The organism is Porphyromonas sp. HMSC077F02, from assembly GCF_001815465.1.
GTDB classification, from domain to species: Bacteria; Bacteroidota; Bacteroidia; order Bacteroidales; family Porphyromonadaceae; genus Porphyromonas_A; species Porphyromonas_A somerae.
On the sequence record NZ_KV820669.1, the window covers coordinates 1 to 16,594 of the forward strand.

At 47.3% G+C, this 16,594-nt stretch carries 13 protein-coding genes; 7 read left to right on the plus strand and 6 right to left on the minus strand.

Features of this window, described 5'->3' with window-relative positions; translation table 11 throughout:
* Positions 1 to 127: 127 nt before the first annotated feature.
* The 7 genes from HMPREF3027_RS04760 (at position 128) to pnp (ending at position 10,521) form a co-directional block, all read left to right on the plus strand.
* Entirely contained in the window at positions 128 to 1,282 is a 1,155-nt protein-coding gene (locus tag HMPREF3027_RS04760; protein WP_256374360.1) for an IS1380 family transposase, read from the plus strand.
* 319 nt (positions 1,283 to 1,601) lie between these two features.
* Positions 1,602 to 3,209, plus strand: a complete 1,608-nt coding sequence (locus tag HMPREF3027_RS04765; protein WP_246830530.1) for a THUMP domain-containing class I SAM-dependent RNA methyltransferase — start codon at positions 1,602 to 1,604, stop codon at positions 3,207 to 3,209.
* A gap of 9 nt (positions 3,210 to 3,218) precedes the next feature.
* Positions 3,219 to 4,853 (plus strand): DEAD/DEAH box helicase, encoded by a 1,635-nt coding sequence (locus HMPREF3027_RS04770; RefSeq protein WP_070707361.1) that lies wholly within the window; start codon positions 3,219 to 3,221, stop codon positions 4,851 to 4,853.
* A 113-nt stretch (positions 4,854 to 4,966) separates the two neighbouring features.
* Positions 4,967 to 6,430 (plus strand): cell division protein FtsA, encoded by a 1,464-nt coding sequence (gene ftsA, locus HMPREF3027_RS04775; protein ID WP_070707363.1) that lies wholly within the window; start codon positions 4,967 to 4,969, stop codon positions 6,428 to 6,430.
* Positions 6,431 to 6,441: 11 nt separating this feature from the next.
* Positions 6,442 to 7,791: a cell division protein FtsZ gene (gene ftsZ / locus HMPREF3027_RS04780; RefSeq protein ID WP_246830531.1), complete on the plus strand. Its 1,350-nt coding sequence runs from the start codon at positions 6,442 to 6,444 to the stop codon at positions 7,789 to 7,791.
* 12 nt (positions 7,792 to 7,803) lie between these two features.
* Complete coding sequence (locus HMPREF3027_RS04785) at positions 7,804 to 8,253, plus strand: GatB/YqeY domain-containing protein (protein ID WP_070707367.1); 450 nt, start codon at positions 7,804 to 7,806, stop codon at positions 8,251 to 8,253.
* Between the two features lie 45 nt (positions 8,254 to 8,298).
* Positions 8,299 to 10,521, plus strand: coding sequence for a polyribonucleotide nucleotidyltransferase (pnp, locus tag HMPREF3027_RS04790; RefSeq protein ID WP_070707369.1), 2,223 nt, complete (start codon positions 8,299 to 8,301; stop codon positions 10,519 to 10,521).
* A 128-nt stretch (positions 10,522 to 10,649) separates the two neighbouring features.
* Here the strand turns inward: pnp and HMPREF3027_RS04795 are convergent, their stop codons facing one another.
* The 6 genes from HMPREF3027_RS04795 to HMPREF3027_RS04820 form a co-directional block, all read right to left on the minus strand.
* On the minus strand, positions 10,650 to 11,246 hold the full coding sequence (locus HMPREF3027_RS04795; protein WP_070707371.1) for an aminotransferase class IV: 597 nt from the start codon (positions 11,244 to 11,246) through the stop codon (positions 10,650 to 10,652).
* A gap of 2 nt (positions 11,247 to 11,248) precedes the next feature.
* Positions 11,249 to 12,235, minus strand: a complete 987-nt coding sequence (locus HMPREF3027_RS04800) for an aminodeoxychorismate synthase component I (RefSeq protein WP_070707373.1) — start codon at positions 12,233 to 12,235, stop codon at positions 11,249 to 11,251.
* A 154-nt stretch (positions 12,236 to 12,389) separates the two neighbouring features.
* On the minus strand, positions 12,390 to 12,581 hold the full coding sequence (gene rpsU, locus HMPREF3027_RS04805; RefSeq protein ID WP_018028120.1) for a 30S ribosomal protein S21: 192 nt from the start codon (positions 12,579 to 12,581) through the stop codon (positions 12,390 to 12,392).
* Positions 12,582 to 12,822: 241 nt separating this feature from the next.
* Positions 12,823 to 13,980, minus strand: coding sequence for a galactokinase (gene galK, locus HMPREF3027_RS04810; protein WP_070707375.1), 1,158 nt, complete (start codon positions 13,978 to 13,980; stop codon positions 12,823 to 12,825).
* 7 nt (positions 13,981 to 13,987) lie between these two features.
* Positions 13,988 to 15,430, minus strand: a complete 1,443-nt coding sequence (locus tag HMPREF3027_RS04815; protein ID WP_070707377.1) for an MFS transporter — start codon at positions 15,428 to 15,430, stop codon at positions 13,988 to 13,990.
* A gap of 32 nt (positions 15,431 to 15,462) precedes the next feature.
* Positions 15,463 to 16,515, minus strand: coding sequence for an aldose epimerase family protein (locus tag HMPREF3027_RS04820; RefSeq protein WP_083317522.1), 1,053 nt, complete (start codon positions 16,513 to 16,515; stop codon positions 15,463 to 15,465).
* Positions 16,516 to 16,594: the final 79 nt, after the last annotated feature.

Here is a 16,594-nt window from a genome sequence, read left to right on the forward strand (position 1 = left end):
ACTGCCGTATCACACGAAATGTCGGATGAACCAAGATTCTTGAGCTGTGCGATAAGGAGCTGGGAGTAAGGAGCAGTTCTGGTGCTGGATACTCTTATTCGGAGGTAATTAATGCCTGTTTCTCAGCATTTTATCTGGAGGCACGTGTATTGAAGACATCAACCTCTTGGTTCCCGAATTATCTCAATGCCCCCAACAAAAGGCTCCAAGTGCAGATACTGTACTTCGGACACTTAAGAAACTTTCGGTTGATGACGAACTGGTGAAAGCGAAGGGATCTGGGATTGACTACACATTCAACCGCAATTCAAAGCTGAACGAATTCTTGATAAAAGGGACTATTGAAGCAGGGCTATTGGAGAGTGGCAAAGCCTGCGACTTCGACTACGATAACCAAATTATCCAGACAAAGAAACGAGACTTTGCATCGACCTATAAGGACGTAAAGGGGTATGCCCCTGGCATTGCCTTTGCCAATGGTCACCCTATAAGCATTGAGGGTCGTGGCGGAAATGCCCCAGTGGTTTTTGATGAAGCCCAGACTCTTCGATTGGCCTATGAAGCACTTCTAAAGGAGGGAGTTACGGTGAAGCGTTCAAGAATGGACGCTGGCTCGTACAGCAGGGAGGTCATCTCAGTGGTGGAGGAGTATTCCGATCTCTTTTATATCCGTGCCATAAATACCCCTTACCATAGGTCGCTTGTTGAGGAAAGCAAGACAGGGTGGACACGACTAAAGCTCAAAAGTAGCAATGGAGACATAAGAAATATTGAAGCTAGGAGTGTGGAAGCAGACGAGTTTATCAAGGGGAAGACTTACAGGATTGTGCTTTATCGCTACAAGGATGGATGGTCTGAGGGTACTATGTTTTCTGATGACGAAGAGATGAAGTATCGATACTTTAGCATCATCACTAATGATGAGGATACTAGCGAAGAGAAGATCATAAAGTACTACAACAAGAGGGGCAGCATTGAGCGAGTATTTGACCAGATGAATAACGACTTTAATTGGGCACACCTGCCAAGCTCCGATCTGAATCAAAACACTGTGTTTATGTTCCTTACAGCATTACTAAGGAACTTCTTTACGAAGTTTATTTCAGAGGTATCAAGGCGATGCGGGCATCTTATTAGCTCAAAAGCACGACTCAAAAAGTTTATCTACCGCTTTGTCACTTGCCCAGCTCGGTGGGTAAAGAGCAAGACAGGTGACATCTTACAACTCTTTGGGGCAACAGCTTTACAGCGACGGTATGTAGAACAGATGTGTGATGGGTAGGAGAAAGCTGATAGACAGATAAAAAACGAAAATCACCGCTTTAAGACAATGGCATCTTAAGGCGGCAATAGGAGTGTCAATAAACGTAGGATTTACACAAAAGAACACAATGAATACATCATAAAGAGATAAATAGAGAATAAGCAGACTTCCATATAGAACCTTTGGTCTGCTAAAAAGTCGGGACACAAGAAAAAAACAATCAATAAGTACCCGACCAAAGCAATAAAAACTCAGCCTGCGGAATTGGGAGAAGGTTTACTTTCACTGACTTTGGCTGATTATAGTTACCTTTGCGTGTTGAAATGTAAATTTAAGAGTGAAAGTAGCGAGATCTAGTAAGTTGGCGATGGAGCAAGAATTGAAATGGGAGGGTCGAGAGCGTGAGGAAGGTGAGATGGATCTGCTAGCCAAGACGCTGTATGGGTTGGAGGATGTATTGGCGGAGGAGCTTCGTGAGCTTGGGGCTAATGAGGTGGTGCCAGGGCGTCGGATGGTGGCCTTTAGGGGTGACCGACGGCTGCTGTACCGGGCCAATATCCACCTTCGGACGGCGCTAAAGGTATTGGTGCCGGTGGCACAGTTTGAAGCTCATAGCCCCGATGAGGTGTATGAGTATCTGTATGAGCATATTGAGTGGGATCGTTATCTGACGCCACGGAGCACCTTCGCGATTGATACGGTGGTCTACTCGGAGCAGTTTACCCATAGTAAGTTTGTGGCGTATCGTGCCAAGGATGCGATTGCCGACTACTTTACCGATCGTGGTGGTCGTAGGCCGAATGTGTCGGTGGTGGATCCAGACCTGCTTTTTCATATCCATATTGCCGATAGTGTGGTGACGCTAGCTCTTGATTCGAGTGGGGAGAGCCTACACAAGCGTGGCTACAGGGTGGGTCAGAATGAGGCTCCTCTAAGTGAAGTGTTGGCGGCAGGTATTTTGCTGAAGATCGGTTGGCACGGTCAGTGCAACTTCCTGGACCCGATGTGTGGCAGTGGTACCTTTATTACCGAAGCGGCCTTGATTGCGCTAGGCATTCCGCCCGGTATTTTCCGCCAGAGTTATGCCTTTGAGCGATGGATGGACTTTGATGCCGACCTGCTGAGTGAGGTGTTGGAGGATTGGGAGGAGCAGCCTTTTGATCACAAGCTCTATGGTTCGGATATCCATCCGAAGGCGATTGCGATCACTCGTGCCAATGTGAAGAATACTGGTATTAGTAGGTATGTGGAGCTGGAGGTGAAGCCCTTTGAGGAGTATTCGGAGGAGAATAGACCTGGAGGTGAGGGGATCCTGGTGATGAACCCGCCTTATGGCGAGCGCCTGAAGCCGATGGATCTGGAGAAGCTATATAGCTCTATCGGGAGTACGCTGAAGCATGTATTCTCGGGTTGGAAGGCTTGGATCATCAGTGGCAGTTTGGAGGAGGGCTTTAATGCAATCGGATTGAAGCACTTTCAGCGAGAAAAGCTCTATAATGGTATGATAGAGTGTGAGCTGAGAGGGTATGAGCTCTTTGAAGGAAAGCGTGATGAGCACCTGGAGGAGCTTCGTCAGCAGGGGCTACTCCCCTCACGTGAGGAGCGGGAAAAGTACTACCAACAGCGTGAAGCGATGAAGCAGGAGCAGCGAGCTTTTAGAATGAAAAATCGTAGGCAACGTGCTGGCAGTGGAGATAGAAACGAGCGTGAGGGTGGTGGCTATGGTGAACGTGAGCGACGGACTGGTGGCGCACGTGATTTTGGTGACCGCAAGGTGGCTTCTAAGTCGAGACCTCGTAACCAATCACGCACCAGAAGCGAAGAAAGTGCATCTCCAGCTGGAGAAGTGCGTATGCGGAAACGAGAGAAGACCGCTAGAACCTTTGTCCCTCGACCAAATAGTGAGAGGAAGCCTGAAGGAGAGGGGTCAAGCAGTATCAACTAATCATTATTTATGACTTTTAAAGAACTAGGGCTCGCCAAGCCCCTACTGAAAGCGATCGAGAAGATGGGCTTTCAGACTCCTACGCCGATACAAGAGGCGGTGATCCCTTTGCTTCTAGGGGAGCGGAAGGATATTATGGCATTGGCTCAGACGGGGAGTGGCAAGACAGCTGCTTTTGGATTGCCTATTATTCAGAATATCACCAGTGACCTCAAACGTCCACAGGCCTTGATCATCGCCCCTACTCGTGAGCTCTGTATGCAGATCACGAGGGATATGGCTAGCTATGCTATCCATATGGACGACTTTAGTATCGTGGCGGTTTATGGTGGGGCATCTATTGAGGAGCAGATACAGCATATACGGAGGGGCACACAGGTAGTGGTAGCGACACCTGGACGGCTTTTGGACTTGATCCGTAGAGGGGCTATCGCACTCAATGAAATCAAAGATGTGGTGCTGGATGAGGCCGATGAGATACTCAATATGGGCTTTATCGATGATATTGAGGAGATTCTTTCGCATATCCCTGAGGAGCGTCATCTGCTCCTTTTTTCTGCCACAATGCCTCAGGAGATCCGATCTATTGTGCGAAAGTTTATGCAAGAGCCCACTGAGGTTTCGGTAGGAAATAAACAGCGGATCAATCGTAACATTCAGCACATTTACTATGTAGTGAGTGCTAACGACCGCTATTTGGCGCTGAAGCGTATTGCCGACTATTACCCCAATATCTATGGCATTATTTTCTGTAAAACGAGGCGTAGTACTCAAGAGGTGGCAACGCAATTGATCGCTGATGGGTATAGTGCCGATGCTCTCCATGGAGAGCTAAGCCAAGCACAGAGAGATAATGTGATGGGACGCTTCCGGAATGGAACGATCCAGCTCCTTGTGGCAACCGATGTGGCAGCACGAGGGCTTGATGTGGATAATCTATCGCACGTGATCCACTTCGGTCTGCCTGCCGATGTGGAGAGCTACACGCACAGAAGCGGTCGAACCGCGAGAGCGGGAAAGAAGGGAATTTCGATCGCTATTTGCCATGCCAGGGAGCGAGGGCAGATTAGGCGAATCGAAAAGGAGAGTGGCATCACTATCGAGCGTGCAATGCTCCCAACGGCCGAGATGATCTGTGAGAAACAACTATTGCAGCTGGTGCATCGTATGGAGCATACGGTGCCTGACTTGGATGCGATTGCCCCTTATATGGATAGTGTGGTGAATCGGCTCTCCTGGCTAGATAGCGACGAATTGATACAACGGCTTATTTATCTAGAGATTCAGCGAATGCTAGATTACTACAAGAATGCAGCCGCGGTGGAGGAGATCCCTGAGGCGGAGAAGAAAAACTCCAAAAAACGAAAGGCTTCCCGCGAAGAGGAGGAGAGAACCTCGGAGGGGATGGATTTACTTCAAATCAATGTGGGAAAGCGAAATAAACTCTATCCCAATAAGCTGATTGAGATGATTGAGTATTGCACGGGTAGAAAGGTGCCGGTGGGGAAGATTACTATTTTTGACAGAAATGCCACTTTTGAGGTGGCTCGTGGTGAGTCGGAAGAGGTGCAGGAGGCTTTGAATGCTTTTCAATACCATAAACAGCCTCTTCGGGTCACTCGGCATAAGCGTAAAAGACGGTAATATTTTCTCAAAAGGGTAGGTGGGTAAGATAGAATTTGGTAAGTTTGTGGGAATTAGTGTGCTAGGGAGTTTTTTAGCTCTTGGCAACCATAAATGAAGCAAATATTATATTGATGAGAGAGCACAGAGAAGATAAGATAAATGTGGCTATCCTAGACTTTGGTAGTAGTGCCATAAAGCTAGCGGTGGCAGAGAAGATGGCCCCGGGTGATGAGCTCTTTAGGACGGTCTATCTGGATAGTGAGCCATCGGAGGGTGCCGTGCAGAGGGGCGTAGTATTTAACTTATCCGAAACGTCGGAAAAGGTGCGCAAACTTTTATCACGTGCCGAGGCTGATCTAGGTATAGAGATAGACCACCTATATGCGAGTATTTCGGGGCAGGGGCTACATAGCCTACTGATAAAGCAGGTGGAGGAGTATGATGCCCCTCATGAGATCACTCAGGCCGATATTGAGCGTCTATGGGGAAAGATTGAAGAGCCCGATGGTAAGTTTTTCTTGAATGCCGACTTTGCTCGCTTCTCTGTGAATGGTAGCTCGGTGCTTCGCCCAGTGGGGGTGAAGGCAATGAAGCTACAGGTGAGTATCCAGACGGTGGTCACTGATCGTATGGTGACGGATAATGTGGAGGAGGTCTTGGCTCACAAACTAGATCTAGAGGTAGAGCCTTATTTAGTTGGAGTCGTGGAGCTCAGTAAGCGTGTCCTGACGCCCGAGCAAAAGAGAATAGGTTCGGCATTGGTGGACTTCGGTGCGGAGACTACCACAGTGGCTTACTTTAATCACGGCGTGCTAGAGTCATTGAGGGTGATCCCAATGGGTGGTAATCAAATCACTTATGACCTTACGGATCTAGATATTAGCCCAGAAGAGGCGGAGAGGGTAAAGATAGCTCACGCTTCATTGTCTCTAGATACGAGTGACAAGGAGGAGCTGATCGTGAAAGCTCCCGATATGCGGACGGATAAACGTATTTCTCGCTACAATGTGAACCAATATATCGAGGCACGTACCCACGAGATAGTGGATAATATCAAGGCAATTATTGCTCGTGCTAAGGGCTCTGAAGGTGACTATAAGGTGCCTGGGGGAATGGTGATTACTGGCGGGGCGTCGAAGCTAGCTGGTTTGCCTGAGTATCTCAAGGATAAGTTTGGTGGGGAGCTGAGTGTGAAGCAGGTGAGCCCTGCATTCTTCTCGGATGGTGGTAACCAGGAGCTGACCGCTAACCCTGAATTCCACAGCTTGTATGCGATGCTTTATGCGGCAAATGTGGATGTGGCTAGGACTGAGGAGGAGCCTAGTGTGGTGGAACAGCACGAAGAACAGCATGAGGAGTCAGCAATTCATATTGTGGAGGGTGAAGCTGATATAATGTCTCAGCCGGGGGTATTGCCTTTTGACGAAGAGGATCTGAAGCCTCAAGCAGACCCAGCACCAAGAGTGAAGCCACGAAGAGAGCGTACACCTAAGCCTAAAAAGGAGAAGAACAGTAAAAGCTCATTTATGGGAAGGCTGAAGGACCTTTTTGCGATGTCTGATGACGACTCTAACTTTTCGGATGACGAGGATTAATGATGGAGGTTATGGAGAGGAATATATTGCCTATTAAGAAGGAGATAAACGATCAGCCAACAATCATTAAGGTGATTGGTGTAGGTGGAGGCGGTGGCAATGCGGTCAATTATATGTATAATCAGAATGTGAGCCACGTCTCATTCCTTCTGTGTAATACCGACCGACAGCATCTCAATGTATGTGATGTGCCACAGACTATTTGCCTAGGTACTAAAACGACAAAAGGTCTGGGTGCCGGAAATAACCCACGGCTAGCTCAGGAAGCTGCCGAGGAGAGTGAGGCGGAGGTGCGTGAAGCACTGAATGATGGCACAGAAATGGTCTTTATCACTGCTGGTATGGGCGGTGGTACTGGTACAGGTGCTGCCCCTGTAATTGCTCGCATCGCTAAGGATATGGGGATTCTGACAGTGGGAATCGTGACCATCCCTTTCCTATTTGAGGGAAGGACGAAGATCCTACAGGCGATTGATGGGGTGGAGGAGCTGAAAAAGAATGTAGATGCTATTTTGGTCGTTAATAATGAGCTACTGAATAAGATTTATCCCGACCTGAAGATTTCTGAAGCTTTTAGAAAGGCCGATGAAACGCTGACCACCAGTACACGCTCTATCTCGGAGCTGATCACTATCCCTAGTGGAGTGAATCTGGACTTTAACGATGTGAAGCGAACGCTTCAATCGGGTGGAGTCTCCATCATCACTCGTGGCTTTGCAAGTGGCGAGGAGGGCTTAGAAAAGGCGATGGAGCGGGCGTTGTCTTCGCCATTGTTGAATACCTCCAACTTCAATCTAGCTACCCGTCTGCTGGTACAAGTTATATATAAGCCTGAGCATGAGCCAACCACTCGTATGAGTGAGAAGTTGAAGGATATGACGGCCAAGATCAAGGGCTCTTTTGACTTCATTTGGGGGATGTCGCCTCGTGAAGACGATGGCATGGAGGATGATCTTGGATTTGTGCTTCTCGCTTCAGGATTTGATGATAGCGTGATGTTTGCTGATGAATACAGCGACGAGCGTCCGAAGGCAACAAAGGAGGAGGAGGATACCAAGATCAGCGACTACTATGGTAGTGAATTGGCTCAAGGAAATAGCTATAAGGAGTATGAAACGGTGGTGTTTACGGAGGAATTGATGACGAATAATGGATTTATCTCTTTAGTCAATCAAAGACCTACGCTCACTAGATCCAAGGAACAACTAGATACCATCAAGCAATTTATTGAGGAGCGACCCATGCAGTCATGGAATAGTCAGCCAACGATTTCTGTAAATCACTCAAGCTTTTCAAGCCGTGATTCTATGGAGTCAAATGGCAATTCAATTGGAAGAACAATAACTTTTGGAGACGATTAAATAATATTAGATATGGCACTTTTAGAGCAAGTAAATGAGGGAATAAAGCAGGCGATGCTGAGCCGTGATAAGGTGAGATTGGAAGCACTTCGCGGTATTAAGAAGGAGTTTCTAGAGGCAATGACTGCCAAAGGAGCTGCTGGAGAACTAGATGATGACCACGCACTGAAAATCATTGCTAAGCTGGTGAAGCAACGCGAGGAGAGTGCAAGTCTCTATCGCGATGCTGACCGACTAGACCTTGCTGAAGCAGAAGAAGCCGAGGCAGAGGTGTATCGGAGTTTTCTCCCTGCACAATTGTCGGAGGAGAAGATCACTGAAAAGGTGAAAGAGATTATCTCTAAGCTAGGTGTCACCGATATCAAGGGGATGGGAAAGGTGATGGGAGTAGCCACAAAAGAGCTCGGAGCTTCGGCAGATGGCAAGTTGATCTCCCAGATTGTTAGGAAACTGCTCTCCTAACCATTAGTTAACTGAGAATTAAGCTGTTTTTATATAGAATTTTTTATCATGAATGTAATCACTAAGACCATCACAATGGGTGATGGAAGCACCATTACAATTGAGACTGGTAAGCTAGCTAAGCAGGCCGATGGTGCTGTGACTGTTCGCATGGGCAACACCGTATTGTTGGCAACAGTTACTGCTGCACAGGATGCCAATCCTGGTGTAGATTTTATGCCTTTACAGGTAGAGTACAAAGAGAAGTTTTCGGCCGTGGGTCGTTTCCCAGGTGGCTTTACCCGTAGAGAGGGTAGGGCTTCGGACTATGAAATTTTGATTTGTCGACTAGTTGATAGGGCACTGCGACCACTTTTCCCTGATGATTATCATGCAGAGGTTTTCGTTAATATCACCCTATATAGTGGTGATGAAAACGAGCTCCCAGATCAATTGGCTGGGCTAGCAGCTTCTGCAGCACTTGCTGTAAGTACGGTGCCTTTCCACGGTCCTATCTCTGAGGTAAGAGTGATTAGATTGGATGGTGAGTATCTAGTAAATCCAACTAAGGAGCAACTAGAGCGTGCCGATTTGGACCTGATGGTAGCCGCCTCTATGGATAATATCATGATGGTAGAGGGCGAGATGAAGGAGGTACAGGAGTCGGATATGCTTGAGGCTATTAAGGTAGCTCACGAAGCTATCAAGAAGCAATGTCAGGTACAGTTGGAGCTAATGGAGGAGTGCGGCACTGTGGAAAAGCGTACCTATTGCCACGAGGTGAATGATGAGGATCTTCGCCAAAAGGTACACGATGTATGCTATGATAAAGCATATGCAGTAGCTACCTCAGGCACTTCAAAGCACGAGCGTACAGATGCCTTTGCTAATATTGTGGAGGAGTTTAAGGCTCAATATACTGAGGAGGAGCTAGAGGAGAAGGGCCCGATGATTGATCGCTACTACCACGATGTGGAGAAGGAGGCGATGCGTCGGATGATTTTGGACGAAGGAAAGCGCCTTGACGGTCGTGATACCAAGACCATTCGCCCAATCTGGTGCGAGGTAAGCCCATTGCCAGCACCTCACGGTTCCTCTATCTTTACACGTGGTGAGACTCAAGCACTAGCAACGGTGACCCTTGGTACCAAGAGCGATGAGAAGCTAGTAGATGATGTGCTTAATCATGGTAAGGATCGTTTCCTATTGCACTACAACTTCCCTCCCTTCTCTACTGGTGAGGCTAAGCCACAGCGCGGAGTAGGACGTCGTGAGATTGGTCATGGCAACTTGGCTCAGCGAGCACTTAAGTCTATGATCCCTGAGGATTATCCTTATGTAGTGCGTATCGTGAGTGATATATTGGAGAGTAATGGATCTTCTTCAATGGCTACCGTTTGTGCTGGTACTCTAGCATTGATGGATGCTGGTGTGCAGATCAAAAAGCCAGTGAGCGGTATCGCCATGGGACTGATTTCTGAGAATAAAGGGCAGAATTACGCGATCCTTTCAGATATCTTGGGCGATGAGGACCACCTCGGTGATATGGACTTCAAAGTGACTGGTACTCGGGATGGAATCACTGCTACCCAGATGGATATCAAGGTAGATGGACTTAGCTACGAAATCCTAGAGAGAGCTCTTGCACAAGCTAAGGAGGGACGCCTCCATATCCTTGGCAAGATTGAGGAGACTCTTCCTGCACCTCGTGCCGACTTTAAGCCACAGACTCCACGAATCGTTACTATGCGCATTCCTAAGGAGTTTATTGGTGCAGTGATTGGCCCTGGTGGTAAGATTATTCAGAGTATCCAAGAGGAGAGTGGTGCCTCTGTAAATATTGAGGAGGTAGAGAACGAAGGTATTATCGAGGTGGCTGCTGCTGGTAAGGAGCCAATCGATAAGGCACTCGAGATGATCAATGCCATTGTGGTAATTCCTGAGGTAGGTAAGGTGTACGAGGGAACCGTTAAGAGTGTGATGCCTTACGGTGCATTCGTAGAGTTCTTGCCTGGCAAAGAGGGACTTCTCCATATCTCTGAGTGGGATTGGCGTAGGTTTGAGACCATTGAGGAGACTGGTGTAGCGGAAGGCCAGAAGATCAATGTGGTTCTTCTTGAAGTGGATCCTAAGACTGGCAAGTTCCGTCTATCTCGTAAGGCTGCTATTGAAAAGCCTGAGGGATATGTAGAGCGTCCTGAGCGTCCACGCAATGATCGCCCTCGCAATAATGGCGACCGACCAAACCGTGGTAATCGCAACCACAATCGCCACAACAACAATGATTGATCACCATTGACTTAGTACCACCTATATACTGTATATAGGCTGTAACTTTTCAAATTGAACGTAGCGGGGTAAGTGTTCTTACTCCGCTACGTTCTTTTATGGAATATTGCTGAATTAGTTTCTCCCTACTAGAGCACTGCTTCAATGGGGAGTGTCAGTTGGTGGGGTGAGAGCATTGCATTGACAAGGTGTATGGTATCATAATGTCTTAAATCTTCAAGCGTTATATCGCACTCATGTATTATCCCTTTATCCAAAAGGCAGCACCTTTTAGTCCCTTTAAGTAGGTAGCTTTTGGGCGTGAATAATTGCCCATCTTTCTCGAGTACTACATTCGTGAATGAGGTGTCGGTAACCAAGCCGTCCAAGATGAACAGAGGCTCTGTGCCACGAGGAAGCTCCTTTTTGATGCTTTCAAATTGAGAGCGATCAGCCCATTTGTACGAGTAAAAGTTCTCTTTTATTGTGGTGGGCTTCAGTAATCCTATTTCTGGCACTTGGTAGGGCACAAAGCGTATGGAAAGTATGCTACTGGGCGAATAAGTGACGCTTACCCTCCACTTTCCTTTCTGAGCAAGAGTATAAGAGGGATCCGATTTTATCGCTTTTGTAAAGAGCGATATATCTATCTCTTGACCAGTTGACCATCTCACTCTATCTTGATGGTATTTGAGGTGGAAAAGTTGTTTATTCTCTAAGCAAAAGGTCTCTAAGAGAGGTTCCATATTCAGTGAAGTGGTAGGTAGATTTTGTCTATCACCTCTTGGTACTCGTGATCTAGTATACTATTAATGGTGATTCCGCCACCTGAGTGGTAATACTTTTGACCCTCTTTATCTTCCCTGATAAAGCGAATAAGAACGGAGGAGTCTAGCTCTTTGCCATCGAAGTAGCCAAAGACGCCACAGTAATAGCCCCTTGTGTGGCTTCCTTCGGCCTCTGAGATGAGCGTGCGAGTACTTTCACGAGGAGCCCCAAGGATTGAACCTGCTGGAAGAAGGTGGTCAAAAATATCTCCTATATGTAATGTCCAATCCGTGGGGAGTTGCCCTTTGATCTCCGAGCTAACTTGGAAGATTGTGTGCTCCGGAGCTTTGATTTCAGTGAAATATCTAAATCGAGAGACTTCAATATCAGTCGCTACGGTAGAAAGGTCCTTTCTTAAGAGGTCTACTACGGCACAGTGCTCTGAGGTCTCTTTGTAGTCATTGAGTATGACTTCTGGAGCCCCTGGGACATCGCTAGTGATAGTCCCTTTCATCGGATCTGTGGAAATGATGCCTTCGTTAGTTACTCGTACAAATCTCTCTGGAGAGAAGCAGACAAAGCGAGCCTCGGGCAGATAGATCTGGTATTTAGCACTGGTGGTGTATAGGATTTCCTTTAGGGTAAGGGGAGTGGATATGGGAGTGCATACGGTGAGGTTGGCAAGAACCGAGCGCCCCTCCTTCATTCCTTGCTGAATGACTTTGAAGCGTTGGCCATACTGATCTAGGCTTTCAGGCTGTTTGGTGATGTGTTCGTTAGCATTTTTGATGGGTTGCGCCTTGAAGTTTGAGACACTCCCGACTTTAAAAAGCACATCGCTCTGCTCCTGTGGATTGGTCACTATGGCTCCTTCACTCTTTTCATAGTCTAGAACGAATAAAAATGGTACTCCAGCTTTACCTGCTTCATTCATCTGAGTGAGTACCTCCTTGTATGTTTTTAGCATCACTATTATATGATAAAAAGAGGATGACTACTGCTCAGTGAGCTTTAGCCATCCCTTTATTTATTAAACAACACCTCCTTGGTGAAAATGATTTATTATTATTATTCTTCTAACTTCGTCGTCTAGCATCCACCTATGAGTGGTAGTATTCAGACTAATCCTCCATCTGGCGAAGTTGCTGCACGTAGCGAGCCTTTTCCATCTTGCGGCGCTTTACTGCCGATGGCTTTTGGAACTCCCGACGAGTGCGAAGCTGACGCATTGTACCAGTGCGGTCAAACTTTCTCTTGAATCTCTTCAGTGCTCTCTCGATGTTCTCGCCTTGTTTTACTTCTACAATAATCATAAACTCCTGTAAATGTTGTTAGTAATTCATTAATTGTTGTACTCATTTGAGTGCGATGGCAAATTTACAAAGAATATCCAATACTACCAAGATAATCACCTCCTCCCACTACAATTTTTGCTTGGAACCATCGTCTACTTTACGAAATATGGCATCTCATTCTTCGTACAACATTCTCTAATAAGGGCTTGCCAAATTAGTGATTGGCAAGCCCTTAAACTAATGATCGTGGGGTAAAGGGTTACTCGATGCGGCGAGCACCGTCGGAGATAACCACGTTGTATACCTTAGGTTCGTGGCCAAACTTTTTGGCAAAGCGCTCCTTGGCAGTCTCTACAAAGAGGTCTTGAAGCTCTTCCTTTACTAAGTTGATGGTGCAGCCACCGAAGCCACCACCCATCACTCTCGAGCCAGTTACTCCGCACTCCATGGCTATCTCATTGAGGTAGTCGAGCTCTTCGCAGCTCACCTCATAGAGTTGGCTCATACCTTTGTGCGTTTCGTACATCTTCTTGCCCACTGTCTCGTAGTCGTCCTTCTCAAGGGCTTCCGAAACGTCCAGTACGCGTTGGATCTCCTCCACCACATACTCTGCACGCATATAATCTTCGTCCGATACCTTTCCCTTGTAGCTCTCAAGTAGCTCCATAGATACATCTCTTAGGAAGGTTACCTTGGGGTGATCCTTCTGGATTACCTCTACCACACGCTCGCAAGAGTGGCGGCGGTCGTTGTAGGCACTATCAGCAAGATTGTGCTTCACTACAGTATCGAGTAGCACCAACTTATACCCATCTGGGTGGAAAGGGAAGTACTTATACTCCATGCTGCGGCAGTCAAGACGCATCAGTGCCCCCTCCTTGCCGTGGATAGAGGCAAATTGATCCATGATGCCACACTTTACCCCTACGTAGTGGTGCTCGGTACGCTGACCCACTTTGGCAAGCTCCATCTTTTCGATCTTCTTCTCACCAAATAGTTCGTTGATCGCAGTAGCATAGCAGCTTTCCAATGCTGCTGATGAAGACATTCCTGCCCCTAGAGGCACATCGCCAGAGAAGGCGGTGTTGAAGCCTTTTACCTCTACCCCTAGTTTCTCCATTTCTTTGCAAACGCCGTAAATGTACTTTGCCCAACTGGCGGTGGGGGCCTCGGTATCAGTGAGATCAAACTCTACATAGTCCTTGAGGTCAATGGCGTAGGCCCTTACCTTTTGGGTCCCATTGGGCTTGATCTCTGCCAAAATACCTTTCTCTACCGCTCCTGGAAATACAAAGCCTCCATTGTAATCGGTATGCTCACCGATCAGATTGATTCGCCCTGGAGCAAAGTAAATGTATCCTGTAGAGCCATCAAAGTGCTTGATAAAACGGCTCCTTACAAATTCTATATCTCTCATATATTCATTACATTTCAGTGGTGACACCTGTATCTGTTTTCTTTACCTTGTGTCCGGAGATAGCGTAGTAAAGGATAAATAGCTCACCCAGTACTACAAAGAGCCAAGTGGGGTTCCAGCTTCCGATAGCAGACTTGAGGATTCCCTGAATTACTGGGAATAGAGCTCCACCGAAGCATCCCATCATCAGCACACCTGACGCCTTGGAGGTGTATCTGCCTAGACCATCAATAGCAAGTGCAAAGATAGCAGGCCACATGATGGAGTGGAAGATACCCACTCCGCAGAGGAACCAAGGTATCTTGGTGATCATTGCTAGCACAATCAGAAGGATGGCACCCGACGCTGCAACCAATAGTTGGAGCTGTGCACTCACCTTGTTGAGGAAGCTACTTGCAAATCGGCCAACCAATAGGCCACCCCAGTAGAGTGAAGCCATCAAGGCAGCATCCTTAAGGGCAAAGCCGAGGTCGCCCTGAGCAAATAGTACCACGTTGGCACCAACGCACACCTCTACTCCTACGTAGCAGAATAGAGCAATCAGACCTAGTTTGAGGTGACTAAAGCTCCAAACACTCTCTCGCAGATGCTCACTCTTGCCACCTCCACCTGCTACCTCTGGTAGGTGAATCTTGGTGAGTGAGAAGGCCAATGCTGCTACGAGCACTAGGAGAACTAGGAAGGGGATGTATAGGCTATTGAGGCTAATATCTAGCCCGTCCTTGCCACTAAAGATCACATAAGCTACAAAGATTGGCCCTAGTGTGGTCATCAATGAATTACCTGTACCTGCAATGCTCTGGCGCTGAACACCTGTAGTGCCTTTTACATCGCATGCAACGATGTAAGGATTGATCACCGCCTGTAGATAGGTGAGTGCCGTACCAGCCACAAAGGAGCCTAGTAGGAATACCCAGTAGGCCACTGGAATCACCATTCCCTTGGTGTAGAGTAGTCCATTGTACTCTCCGTTCACCTCTTGAACTTGGAAGTTGCCAGTCAGAGCTGCTTGAGTCTGGGCTGCCTGAAGTGCGTCACCAGGAGCTATGCCCTCTTGCTTTGTGAGGTCTTCAATGCCTCTTGCCTCATCAATAAATCCTTGGAATTTATTGATATCTACATTGTCAAATACCCATGCAGAGCTCATGTAGATTAGAAATGAGATGCAGAGGATGCTCAGCCCTAGTAGAAGGGCGGGCTTGTAGCCTTTCTTGCCAATATAATTGGCACTTGCTGGTCCCATCACTAGGTAAGCAAGGAAAAAGGCGAAGTTGAGAGAAGTCGCTAGTGTGTCGGCATTGGCACCGCCTAGCAGTAGGTAAGCAGCCTTCATAGGGGCTTGGAACTGCTGATTGAGATTGGTAATCAATCCCACCAATGCCATCAAAACTACCATGATGATAAAAGGCACCAGGTAGTTTTGCTGTGTCTGTTTAGTTGTTGTTGTCATTGGAATTAGTCTATTATTAAGGTATAAATATATTACTCAATAGTGTTGAAGCTAAAGATAGTTTGGCTTCTAAAGGTCTCGCCTGGCCGGAGTAGAGTAGAGGGGTACTCTGGCTTATTGGGACTATCAGGATAGTGTTGTGTCTCAAAGCAGACTGCTGAGCGTGCTGGGTATCTGCTGTCGCCCTTGCCACGCATATTTCCGCTCATCCAGTTGCCTGTATAGAGCTGCATTCCTGGTTGGTCGGTCTTAATCTTCATCTCTATGCCACTCTTGGGGCTAGAGCAGACAGCACAAAGTCCCATTTCACCTAGCGGTTTATCTAGGATAAAGGTGTGGTCGTAACCCCTTGCCCAATTGAGCTGATCCATATCGGTATCTATCCGCTCACCAATAAGGTGGGGCTCTATAAAATCAAAAGGAGTGCCGGCTACCGCTTCAGGCTTTCCGTAGGGAATAGCTGTCTCATCGGTTGGTAGGTACTCCTTTGCATTGATCAAGAGTGTGTGGTCGTGTACCGAAGGATCGCCCTCTCCAGAGAGGTTGAAGTAGGCGTGGTTGGTGAGGTTGAGCACTGTTGACTTGTCGGTGGTTGCTTCGTAAGCGATAGCAAAGTTGTTGGTGACAGGGCAGAGACCATAGGTCACCTGCACCTTGAGTTCGCCTGGATACCCCTCCTCTCCATCTTTCGATATGTAGGAGAGCACCAGCTCCGAAGCAGATGCCCGCTCTACCGTCCAAACCACGCTATTAAATCCCTTCTTGCCACCATGGAGGGCATTAGGTCCATTATTGATGAGCAATGAGTACTCCTTACCATTGATGGCAAACTTTCCCTTTGCAATCCTATTGGCATATCGCCCGCAGATAGCGCCAAAGTAGGCCTCTTCACTATCAATATAATCTTGCAAAGAGTCGTGCCCCAGCACAATGTCTACTTTCTTTCCCTCACGGTCTGGTACCCTTATGGCTACTATCTTAGCACCAAGGTTGAGGATATCTATCTCTATCCCATTGGCATTGCTGAGGGTGTAAAGTGCTACCTCCTTGCCATCTACCCTCCCCTTAAATCTCTCTTTATCCATATCCTTTAATTGAAAAGCCTCGTCCATCGCTCTCTAATTTAGATGAACTGCCGGCCATGAATAAGATTATTAATTAAGC